The sequence below is a fragment of the Aeromonas sp. YN13HZO-058 genome, from assembly GCF_001921245.1.
GTDB lineage: Bacteria > Pseudomonadota > Gammaproteobacteria > Enterobacterales > Aeromonadaceae > Aeromonas > Aeromonas allosaccharophila.
In genome coordinates this window covers 1-10,678 of sequence record NZ_MQSY01000008.1, presented here as the reverse complement: position 1 = coordinate 10,678, position 10,678 = coordinate 1, and the positions used below count along the sequence as shown (strand labels likewise).

9 protein-coding genes are annotated in these 10,678 nt (G+C 59.8%); 6 read left to right on the top strand and 3 right to left on the bottom strand.

Features of this window, described 5'->3' with window-relative positions; genetic code table 11:
• Positions 1–129: 129 nt before the first annotated feature.
• Together BSP75_RS00845 and BSP75_RS00840 are read right to left on the bottom strand one after the other, a co-directional pair.
• Positions 130–891: a M90 family metallopeptidase gene (locus BSP75_RS00845; protein WP_075111900.1), complete on the bottom strand. Its 762-nt coding sequence runs from the start codon at positions 889–891 to the stop codon at positions 130–132.
• Positions 892–967: 76 nt separating this feature from the next.
• A complete protein-coding gene (locus BSP75_RS00840; protein ID WP_075111898.1) occupies positions 968–1,405 on the bottom strand; it encodes a GNAT family N-acetyltransferase in 438 nt (145 codons plus the stop codon).
• Positions 1,406–1,753: 348 nt separating this feature from the next.
• Between BSP75_RS00840 and BSP75_RS00835 the strand changes: the two genes are divergently transcribed.
• Entirely contained in the window at positions 1,754–3,253 is a 1,500-nt protein-coding gene (locus BSP75_RS00835) for an alanine/glycine:cation symporter family protein (protein ID WP_042062719.1), read from the top strand.
• Between the two features lie 70 nt (positions 3,254–3,323).
• Here BSP75_RS00835 and BSP75_RS00830 read toward each other — a convergent pair whose 3' ends face one another.
• Positions 3,324–4,130 (bottom strand): crotonase/enoyl-CoA hydratase family protein, encoded by an 807-nt coding sequence (locus BSP75_RS00830; protein ID WP_075111897.1) that lies wholly within the window; start codon positions 4,128–4,130, stop codon positions 3,324–3,326.
• 168 nt (positions 4,131–4,298) lie between these two features.
• On the opposite strand from BSP75_RS00830, the gene BSP75_RS00825 reads away from it, so the two are divergent.
• The 5 genes from BSP75_RS00825 to BSP75_RS00805 all read left to right on the top strand — a co-directional run bounded on the left by BSP75_RS00825 (position 4,299) and on the right by BSP75_RS00805 (position 10,555).
• Positions 4,299–6,086: a putative nucleotidyltransferase substrate binding domain-containing protein gene (locus BSP75_RS00825; RefSeq protein ID WP_075111896.1), complete on the top strand. Its 1,788-nt coding sequence runs from the start codon at positions 4,299–4,301 to the stop codon at positions 6,084–6,086.
• 2 nt (positions 6,087–6,088) lie between these two features.
• The gene (locus tag BSP75_RS00820; RefSeq protein WP_075111895.1) at positions 6,089–6,715 is read left to right on the top strand and encodes a 3'-5' exonuclease; all 627 of its coding nucleotides are present in this window, start codon (positions 6,089–6,091) and stop codon (positions 6,713–6,715) included.
• 105 nt (positions 6,716–6,820) lie between these two features.
• A complete protein-coding gene (locus tag BSP75_RS00815; RefSeq protein ID WP_005336970.1) occupies positions 6,821–7,132 on the top strand; it encodes a DUF485 domain-containing protein in 312 nt (103 codons plus the stop codon).
• Positions 7,133–7,143: 11 nt separating this feature from the next.
• Positions 7,144–8,796: a cation acetate symporter gene (locus BSP75_RS00810; protein WP_075111899.1), complete on the top strand. Its 1,653-nt coding sequence runs from the start codon at positions 7,144–7,146 to the stop codon at positions 8,794–8,796.
• 166 nt (positions 8,797–8,962) lie between these two features.
• A complete protein-coding gene (locus tag BSP75_RS00805; RefSeq protein WP_042657718.1) occupies positions 8,963–10,555 on the top strand; it encodes an ABC-F family ATPase in 1,593 nt (530 codons plus the stop codon).
• Positions 10,556–10,678 lie beyond the last annotated feature (123 nt).

The window sequence follows — 10,678 nt, the reverse complement described above, 5'->3', positions numbered from 1 at the left end:
GAAGCCAAGGCCACAGAGGTATAGTGTGAAAAAAGCCAATAAAAACAATGCCAGTCAGGCTTAACTGACTGGCATTACACCCTCGGGTGCTTTTTTGCTTTCTACGATGCTGGATTTGCTGCTCAGGATTCACAACAACCGACTATCTCCCTCTCCGGCTAATAGACGGGTTGGCGGAAAACGACTCGCCGGATCCTGACTAAACAGCAGGCTCAGCTGACGGTAAACCTCGGGATAGACGCTACGAAGCCGCAGCGGATCGGTAAAGAAGCACTCGCAGCTGACGGCGAAAAATTCGGCGGGATGTTCGGCCGCATAGGGATCGATGGCGGTTACCTCATCCCGGTCGAGCTGCTGGCACAGCGCATCGAAGGCGGTCTGAAAGGCCTGTTGCCACAGCTGGCAGCTCATCGACCCCGGCAACGGCGGCGCACCGTCCGCCTCACCGCCCAGCATGTCGAGCTTGTGGGCCAACTCGTGGATCACCAGATTAAAGCCATCCCAATCGCCATCCTGCTGCAGCTCGCTCCAAGCCAGCACCAGCGGCCCTTGCGGCCAGGATTCACCGGCGTTCTCCTCTTCAACCTCGCTCACCAGCCCGAACTCATCCTGCACCTCCTGGCGCCGGATCACGGGTTCGGGAATGATGATGATTTCGTGAAAGCCGCGATACCAGTCAATGCCGAGGTGCAAGATGGGCAACGCCGCTTGCAGTGCCAGCACCGCCTGTTGACGGGGGCTGAGCGCTACCCCGATCAGGGTCAGGGTCTTGCGTTTGAGCAGCTGTTGCCCCAACCCGATAAGCGTGGTCTGCTCGGTGTCGCTGAGCCCTTGCAAGATGGGCACAGCCGCAAGCGCCTGACGCCACAGCGCCAACTCATCCTCACTCATGGACGTTTGCGGGCGACCACCCAGCCATTTGAACCATCCCAGCACGCCTACTCCTTCTTTTGATGCAAAAAACACGTCACAACAATTTCACGAACCGTTTCGGCCGCTCCTGATAGTCCTGCGCCAGATAGAAACGGTGGGCCGCCTCGCGCTTGAGGCTGCTGGAGAGCTCCAGCTGGGCGCAACCTGCGGCACGCGCCATCTGTTCGGCTTGCTTGAGCAAGGCTGCGCCCACTCCCGCCCCTCTTGCCCCTTCATCGACAACCAGCGCCGAGATCAGGCCCCACGCTGGTGCAACATGCAGCGGTGCCAGCCTGTGCCACACCAGCACACCGACCACTTTGTCAGCCCGGGAGGCGAGCAGCACTGCGCTCGCGGGATCCGGCGCTAACAGGCGCGCCGTCACGTCACCGCCCTCGGCAGGATACCCCAATTGGCTGAACAGGTGGGCGACTGCGCTCCCGTCGTCGGCCTCGGGGGGGCGGATCGTCAATATGTCAGAGGTATCTTTCATTGTTGGCCTCATGTTTGCTATCCAATGTGTTACGCCCGTCACATTGCTCGGCGCAGATCAACAAGGAGGATCTCATCTTTACTCATAGAAAACGCTGCCTGCCATTATCCACCCACCCTTGTCAATTCACAAATTTGCAACAAAACGACATTTTTAGCTGGGAAGCACCGATACAACTCGATATGTTACAAGCCATGCATGGCGCGTGTTTGCGCTCTGCTTAACCCCTCAACCCCGTGCTCGTTTGTTAACTGGATTGTTAACAATCAGGGCCGAAAACAGTGACAGAGAGCGAGGCCAAGATCTCGCCAAGACAGCGCCACAAACACAACAAAGGAGTTGTTGTACATGAATGAAATCGTCAATGCCATCAATGGTGTAATCTGGAGCCCTGCGCTCATCTACCTGTGTCTGGGGGTCGGTCTTTACTTCTCCCTGCGCACCCGTTTTTTGCAACTGCGTCATATCAAAGAGATGGTGCGGCTGATGTTTGATGGCAAGAGCACCGATGCCGGTGTCTCCTCCTTCCAGGCGCTGGCCATGACTCTGGCCGGTCGCGTGGGTACCGGTAACATCGCCGGTGTCGCCACCGCCATCACCTTCGGTGGCCCGGGCGCCCTGTTCTGGATGTGGATGGTGGCCTTCCTCGGTGCCAGCTCCGCCTTCGTGGAGTCCACCCTGGGTCAGGTTTACAAAGAGAAGATCAACGGTGAATACCGCGGCGGCCCGGCCTTCTACATCGAGAAAGGGCTCGGCATGAAGTGGTATGCCTGGACCTTCGCCATCGCCACCATCTTCGCCTGCGGCGTGCTGCTGCCGGGGGTGCAGGCCAACTCCATCGGTTCCAGCCTGCAGACCGCCTTTGATATCGATCCGAACGTCACCGCCGCCGGTCTGGCGCTGCTGCTCGGCTTTATCATCTTCGGCGGCGTCAAACGTATCGCCAGCTTCGCCAGTACCGTGGTGCCCTTTATGGCGCTCGGCTACATCATCGTGGCTTGCGTCATCATCGCCCTCAACATCTCTGCCCTGCCGGGCGTGATCCTGCTGATCTGGAAGAGCGCCTTCGGGATGGATGCCGGTTTCGGTGCCATTCTGGGTCTGGCCATCATGTGGGGTGTGAAGCGCGGGGTCTACTCCAACGAAGCGGGTCAGGGTACCGGGCCGCACGCCTCCTCTGCTGCGGCAGTAAGCCACCCGGCCAAGCAGGGTCTGGTGCAGGCGTTCTCCGTCTATATCGACACCTTGTTCGTCTGCTCTGCCACCGGCTTTATGCTGCTGATCACCGGCCTCTATAACGTACAAGGGCCGGACGGCGCCGCCCTCTACACCGGTATTGCCGGTATCGCTGCGGGCCCGGGCTATGTGCAGACCGCCATGGAGAGCATGATGCCGGGCTTTGGCAGCATTTTTGTGGCCATCGCGCTGTTCTTCTTCGCGTTTACCACCATTGTTGCCTACTACTACATCGCCGAAACCAACATCGCCTACATCAACCGCAAGATAAATCGCCCCTGGCTCACCTTCTTGCTGAAGATTGCGCTGATGGCCGCCACTGTCTACGGCACCGTCAAGACCGCGGATCTGGCGTGGGGCATGGGTGATATCGGGGTCGGCCTGATGGCATGGCTCAACATCATCGCCATCCTGCTGCTGCAAAAAACTGCCTTCACCTGCCTGAAGGATTACGAGGCGCAACAGGCGCAAGGGCTGGATCCGGTGTTCCACCCGGAAAAGCTCGGCATCAAGAACGCCGATTACTGGGTGGGCAAACGCTCCGAAGAGAATCTGGAGCTGGAGAAATCCGGTCACCCATTCGAACCGGATCAGGATCGCAAGATCTCCTGAACCTGAACGACATAAGGCATCAATAAATATGGCAGCCTCGGCTGCCATTTCTTTTTCCTGTCACCTCATCTCAAAGCGGATTGCGGCGCGGCCCGAACGGCAGCCGCCAGCGAAACAGGCTGTTAAAGGTAGCCCGCCACTGATTGGGGCGCCCCAGGATCTGCTTTTGCAACCGGGTCTCTTCTTTGAGCATCGCCTCGTCACTGCGGGCCCAGGCCTGGCTGTAGAGCTGCTTGATCCCCGCCAGCGCATCCGGTGACTTGGTGATGAGAGTGCGGGCAAACTCCCGCGCCTCCACCAGCGGATCGGCGCAGACCCGGCTCACCATCCCGAGGGATTTCGCCTCGACGGCATCCAGCTCACGCCCGCTCATGGCCAGCTCCATGGCGGTATCCAGCCCCATCAGGTTGCGCATGGTGACGCTGCCACTCATGTCGGGAATGATGCCCCACTTGATCTCCATCACCGAGAAGCGGCAATCGGGGGTGCTGAAGCGAAAATCGGCGCCGAGCGCAATCTGCAGACCACCACCAAAACAGACCCCCTGGGTCACCGCAATCACCGGCACCGGCAGTTGATGCCAGCCATAGGCGACCCGCTGGGCCAGATTGGTCGCCTCGTCCGCCTCGCGCTTGAGAATATCGAGCGCCGCTACCGGCTGTCTCAGCATGGATTTCACATCCAGCCCGGCGCAGAAGGCCCGCCCCTCGCCGTGCAGGATCACCGCCCGCAGCCCCTTGTGCTGAGCGAGTTGCGTCAGCGTCTCGTCGATGGCGCTGAACATGGCGCGGTCCAGCGCATTGAGTTTATCTCCCCGCGTCAGCATCACTTCGGCAATCCCGTCGTGGATCTCGCACTTGATCCTTGGTTTTTCCATCTACCTTGTCCTCTCCTTGATCCCTGAAATTGACTCACTGGTCATACCACCACGTTATCAGAGTGTTATCATCCGGTACAGCTGAGACTAAAGTCGGCTGGTCGCCTCCCCCTCCCTTTGTCACACTGGGAGCTGCATGAGTGCCGCAAGCCAGCAGAGGACGCTGTCATGTCAACCCTGTTCAATTTTGCCAGACCACCGTTCGACCGACTGGACGAGGAGGCGCGCGAGCGGCTCTCACGCCACCTTTCGCTCTGCTATTTTCGGGCCGGGGATCTGCTGCTCAAGGAGGGGGACGAGCCTCCCGGCCTCTATCTCATCATCAAGGGAGCGGTGGAAGAGTCTGCCCCTCACCACCCGTTTGGTGATTACGGGGTCGATGATCTGTTCGATGTGCGCGCCCAGTTTGACGGCCGTTGCCGCCACCGCTTCACCGCACTGGAAGATAGCCTCTGTCAGCTCATCCCTCGTCACACCTTTCTGACGCTCTGTGAGCAGGACTCGCAGTTTGCCAGCTACTTCACTGCCAATCTGGCCGAGCGCCAGCAACAGCAGGAGCAACGCGAACAACTGGGTCAGAAGAATCTGGCGGAATTTATCCTGACCCGCATCGAGCCCGGTCATCTGCAACCACCGCTTATCGTCGACAGCAAGCTGTCACTGCTGGCGGCCACCGAAGCCATGGTGAACCAAGGGACCGATTGCCTGCTCTACCCCGCTCATGACGGCTCCCTCACGCTGGCAACCCGCAAGACCTTGCTCCACGCCCTGACCCTCAAGGGATTGCCGCTAACGGCCCCCCTCTCGGTGCTGACCCCCACACCGCTGATTGGTCTGCCGCTGGAGAGCTATCTGTTTGATGCCCTGCTGCTGATGACCCGCCATCGCATCAAGCGGCTGGTGGTGTGGCGCGGCAACGAGGTGGCGGGCATCCTGCAACTGACCCAGGTGCTGGGACTCTTCTCGACCCACTCCCATGTGCTGACCTTGCGCATCGCCCGCGCCGACAGCCTGCCGGCACTGGAGGCGGTGGCCCGCGAACAGCAACAATTGACCCGCTCGCTGTTTGCCCAGGGGATCCACACCGCCTTTTTGATGAAGCTGATCGCCACCATCAACGAACAGCTGATCGCCAAAGCCTTTGCGCTGGTGATCCCCCCCGAGGTGCAGGATAACGTCTGCCTGTTGATGCTGGGCTCGGAGGGGCGCGGCGAGCAGATCCTCAAAACCGATCAGGACAACGCCCTGATCCTGCCAGAAGGGCTGGCATGGCCCACCCAGGCCGCGGATCTGGCCGAATTCAGCGCCCTGCTGGAGCGACTCGGCTACCCCCTCTGCCCCGGGCAGGTGATGGTGAACAATCCGGCCTGGGTAAAAACGGGCAGCGAGTGGCAAAGCGCCATTGCCAGCGCCTGTACCACGGCGAAAGAGGATGAGCTGCTCTGGCTCGCCACCCTTGCCGATGCCCACCCCATCGCGGGAGATCGCCAGCTGCATCTGCCGGTTGCCAGAGCACTGCGCGAGCAGTTGGCCGACAGGCGGGATCTGCTGGCAGAGATGGTGCGACCGGCGGTGGCCTTTCATGCCCCGCTCACCCTGTTTGGCCGACTGGAGCAGCCACCGGAAGGGTTGGATCTGAAGCGGGGCGGCCTGTTCCCGCTGGTACACGGTATCCGCATGCTGGCCATTGAGGGGGGAATAATGGAGACCTCGACCCTGGGGCGCATCGATGCACTGGTGGCCGCCGAGCGGCTCAGTGCCGACTATGGCAGCAATCTGGCGGAGGCGTTCCGGCTCTTTATCCGGCTGAGGCTGCGCAGTCAGCTCAAGGGGGGCAACAGCAGGGTGCAGACACAGGATCTCAGCCACAGCGAGCGGGATCTGCTGCGCCAGGCGCTGCATCAGGTGAAGAAGTTCCAGCAGTGGCTCACCTTGCACTTTCGTCTGAGACAATAGCCATGTTGAGCCGCGCTCGACGCTACTGGTATGGCCGTGCGTTCCGAACTGGCGAGTTCGCGCCGCTCTTTGCCACCCCCCCGGAAAATGAACGGATCGCCCTCGATTTCGAGACCACCAGTCTCGATCCCGAGCGGGCCGAGATCGTCTCCATCGGGGCGGTGCGCATTCAGGGCAACCGGCTGCTGACTGGCGAGGCCCTCGCCATCAAGGTGCAGCCACCGGCCAGCCTGACCGGCCAATCGGTGGTGATCCACGGCCTGCGCCATCATGATCTGCAACAGGGGATGATGCTGGAAGCCGCGCTGCGCCTGCTTCTGGCCTTTATCGGCCCCCGTGAACTGGTGGGCTATCACATCGCCTACGACCTGCGCATTCTCAATCTCGCCTGCCAGAAATTGTGGGGATTAACCCTGCCCCAGCGAGGGATCGAGGTGAGCCAGCTCTATCACGACCACCTCTATCGCCGCTATCCCGATGCGGCCATCGACCTGCACTTGAGTGCCATCTGCCGTCACTTGGCGCTGCCCCCCCTGCCCGCCCACGATGCCCTTGCCGATGCCACCACGGCCGCGCTCATCTACCTGCGCCTCACCTGCGGCTCGCCGCTGGCTTATCCCAAAGTCTAATTGCCCGCAAATAACATTTAATTCACATTTTGCTTACATGAGCAGGTTCCCTGCTCGTCGGGGTTACCCCATCCACCGCTGACACTTATGTCATGGAGAACTGCAATGGAACAGCAAAGCTACCTGAGGATCCAGCAAGATCCCAACTTCCAGGAGCTGGTCGCCAAGCGCCAGCGTTTTGCCTGGGCCCTCTCGGCTCTGATGCTGGGACTCTACCTGGCGTTTATTCTGCTCATCGCCTTTGCCCCCGGTTGGCTCGGCACCCCACTCAGCGACAGCACCACCGTCACCCGTGGCATTCCGGTCGGGGTGGGACTGATCCTCTCCTCCTTCGTGTTGACCGGCATCTATGTGTTTCGGGCCAACGGCGAGTTTGACGAGCTGAATCAGAAGATCCTCAAGGGAGTGCAGTCATGAGCGCAAAAAGCATGAAAGGCAAGTGGCTGCTGTTGGCCTCACTGGCCTCCTCCCCCCTGCTGGCAGCGGATGCGCTGACCGGCGAGGTACAACGCCAACCCCTCAATGTGTCGGCTATCGTGATGTTTGTGGTCTTTGTGGCCGCTACCCTGTTCATCACCTACTGGGCTTCCAAGCGCAACCGCTCGGCCTCGGATTACTATGCGGCCGGTGGCCGTATCACCGGCTTCCAGAACGGTCTGGCCATCGCCGGTGACTATATGTCTGCCGCCTCCTTCCTCGGGATCTCCGCGCTGGTCTACACCTCCGGCTACGATGGTCTGATTTACTCCATCGGTTTTCTGGTGGGCTGGCCCATCATTCTGTTCCTGATCGCGGAGCGGCTGCGTAACCTCGGCAAATACACCTTCGCCGATGTCGCCTCCTATCGCCTCAAGCAGACTGAAGTGCGCACCCTCTCCGCCTGCGGCTCACTGGTGGTGGTCGCCCTCTACCTGATCGCCCAGATGGTCGGTGCCGGCAAACTGATCGAGCTGCTGTTCGGTCTGCAATACCATGTGGCCGTGGTGCTGGTCGGTATCCTGATGGTGCTCTACGTGCTGTTTGGCGGCATGCTGGCCACCACCTGGGTGCAGATCATCAAGGCGGTTATGCTGCTCTCCGGTGCCAGCTTCATGGCCATCATGGTGATGAAGTCAGTCAACTTCGATATCGGCGCCCTGTTTAGCGAAGCGGTGAAGGTGCACGAGAAAGGGATCGCCATCATGAGCCCAGGTGGTCTGGTCGCTGACCCCATCTCCGCCATCTCGCTGGGTCTGGCATTGATGTTCGGTACCGCCGGTCTGCCCCATATCCTGATGCGTTTCTTCACCGTGAGTGATGCCAAGGAAGCGCGCAAGAGCGTCTTCTTCGCCACCGGCTTTATCGGTTACTTCTACATCCTCACCTTTATCATCGGCTTTGGCGCCATCCTGCTGGTCAGCACCAACCCGGCCTTCAAGGATGCCACCGGCACCCTGCTGGGCGGCACCAACATGGCGGCAGTCCATCTGGCCAATGCGGTGGGTGGCAGCCTGTTCCTCGGCTTTATCTCTGCCGTGGCGTTTGCCACCATTCTGGCGGTGGTTGCCGGACTGACCCTGGCGGGTGCCTCTGCGGTCTCCCATGACCTCTATGCCAGCGTGCTGAAGAAGGGCAAGGCCAACGAGACCGATGAGCTGCGCGTCTCCAAATACACCACTGTGGTATTGGGTGTGGTGGCCATTGGTCTGGGGATACTGTTCGAGAAGCAGAACATCGCCTTCATGGTGGGTCTGGCCTTCTCCATCGCCGCCAGCTGCAACTTCCCGGTGCTGTTCCTCTCCATGTTCTGGTCACGCCTGACCACCCGTGGCGCCGTCTACGGTGGCTGGCTGGGACTGGTGAGCGCGGTGACCCTGATGATCCTGGGCCCGACCGTGTGGGTGAAAGTGCTGGGCCATGCCCAGGCTATCTTCCCCTACGAATACCCTGCCCTCTTCTCCATGGGATTGGCCTTCGCCGGGATCTGGTTCTTCTCCATCACCGACAGCTCCCAGAACGCCGCTGACGAGCATGCCAAGTTCCTGCCGCAGTTCGTTCGTTCCCAAACCGGGCTCGGTGCCTCTGGCGCCACCTCCCACTGATGATGGGATGACACACGTAAGCCGGCCTCGTGCCGGCTTTTTTCATGGTGGATCCCTCTGCGGCCAAATCGCCATCTGACCGATCCAGATCACAGTTCTTGCTAAAACTTTTTGGGGATCTGTGCCATAATGCGCGCCATTTGACAGACCAACCGGGACACTTATCTTGTTAAGCAGCAATAACATCACCATGCAATTCGGCGCCAAGCCGCTGTTCGAGAACATCAACGTCAAGTTTGGCGGCGGCAACCGCTATGGCCTTATTGGCGCCAACGGCTGTGGCAAGTCCACCTTTATGAAGATCCTCGGCGGCGATCTTGAGCCCAGCGGCGGTAATGTGAGCCTGGACGTCAATGAGCGCATCGGTAAGCTGCGCCAGGATCAGTTCGCCTACGAAGATACCCGTGTCCTAGACGTGGTCATGATGGGTCACACCGAGCTGTGGGCGGCCATTGCCGAGCGCGATGCCATCTACGCCAACCTCGAAGCGACCGATGACGACTACATGAAGGCTGCCGAGCTGGAAGGGCTGGTCGCTGAATATGACGGCTACACCGCCGAAGCGCGTGCCGGTCAGTTGCTGCTGGGTGCCGGTATTCCCATCGAACAGCACAACGGCCCGATGAGTGAAGTGGCCCCGGGCTGGAAACTGCGGGTGCTGCTGGCACAGGCGCTGTTCTCCAACCCTGACATCTTGCTGCTGGACGAACCGACCAACAACCTGGATATCAACACCATCCGCTGGCTGGAGCAGGTGCTCAACGATCGTGAAAGTACCATGATCATCATCTCTCACGACCGTCACTTCCTGAACTCCGTCTGTACCCACATGGCGGATCTGGACTATGGCGAGCTGCGCGTCTATCCGGGCAACTACGATGACTACATGCTGGCCGCCACCCAGGCGCGCGAGCGTCTGCTGGCCGACAACGCCAAGAAGAAGGCCCAGATCGCCGATCTGCAATCCTTCGTCTCCCGTTTCAGTGCCAACGCATCCAAGTCCAGCCAGGCCACCTCCCGCCTCAAGCAGATCGACAAGATCAAGATTGAGGAAGTGAAGGTCTCCAGCCGTCAGAACCCCTTCATCCGCTTCGAGCAGGAGAAAAAGCTCTACCGCAACATCCTGGAAATCGAAGGTCTGTCCAAAGGCTACGGCGAGGCGCCCCTGTTCAAGGGCCTCAACATGATGCTGGAAGTGGGTGAAAAGGTCGCCATTCTGGGTACCAACGGTATCGGTAAATCGACCCTGATCAAGACCCTGGTCGGAGAGTTGGCGCCGGATACCGGCACCATCAAGTGGTCCGAGAATGCCCAGATCGGCTACTACGCCCAGGATCACGCCGAAGACTTCAACACCGATCTCAATGTGTTTGACTGGATGGCCCAGTGGAAACAGGAGAACGAAGATGAGCAGGCAGTTCGCTCTATCCTCGGTCGTCTGCTGTTCACGCAGGACGATATCAAAAAGCCGGTCAAGGTGCTCTCCGGTGGTGAACAGGGCCGCATGCTGTTCGGCAAGCTGATGATGCAGCGCCCCAACATCCTGATCATGGATGAGCCGACCAACCACCTGGACATGGAATCTATCGAATCCTTGAACCTGGCCCTCGAGATGTACAAGGGCACCCTGATCTTCGTCTCCCACGACCGTGAGTTCGTCTCCTCCCTGGCGACCCGCATTCTGGAGCTGAGCGAAGATGGTATCCGCGACTTCGGCGGTACCTACGAGGATTATCTGCGCACTCAGGGCGTGGTGTAACCGCTACCCTGCACACGCTAGCAATGACAAACTGGCACCTATGTGCCTAATGCCGATCAGTTAAGGATCCATTGACCGATCCTGCTGATGTGTAAAAATCCGAAACCTGTTGATTGGTTTCGG

What these genes read in the sequence shown, in the direction of transcription:
- BSP75_RS00820 (WP_075111895.1), top strand. Translation starts at nt 6,089, where the DNA reads ATGTTGAGCCGCGCTCGACGCTACTGGTATGGCCGTGCGTTCCGAACT.
- BSP75_RS00830 (WP_075111897.1), bottom strand. Translation starts at nt 4,130, where the DNA reads ATGGAAAAACCAAGGATCAAGTGCGAGATCCACGACGGGATTGCCGAA.
- BSP75_RS00815 (WP_005336970.1), top strand. Translation starts at nt 6,821, where the DNA reads ATGGAACAGCAAAGCTACCTGAGGATCCAGCAAGATCCCAACTTCCAG.
- BSP75_RS00825 (WP_075111896.1), top strand. Translation starts at nt 4,299, where the DNA reads ATGTCAACCCTGTTCAATTTTGCCAGACCACCGTTCGACCGACTGGAC.
- BSP75_RS00840 (WP_075111898.1), bottom strand. Translation starts at nt 1,405, where the DNA reads ATGAAAGATACCTCTGACATATTGACGATCCGCCCCCCCGAGGCCGAC.
- BSP75_RS00835 (WP_042062719.1), top strand. Translation starts at nt 1,754, where the DNA reads ATGAATGAAATCGTCAATGCCATCAATGGTGTAATCTGGAGCCCTGCG.
- BSP75_RS00845 (WP_075111900.1), bottom strand. Translation starts at nt 891, where the DNA reads ATGAGTGAGGATGAGTTGGCGCTGTGGCGTCAGGCGCTTGCGGCTGTG.
- BSP75_RS00810 (WP_075111899.1), top strand. Translation starts at nt 7,144, where the DNA reads ATGAAAGGCAAGTGGCTGCTGTTGGCCTCACTGGCCTCCTCCCCCCTG.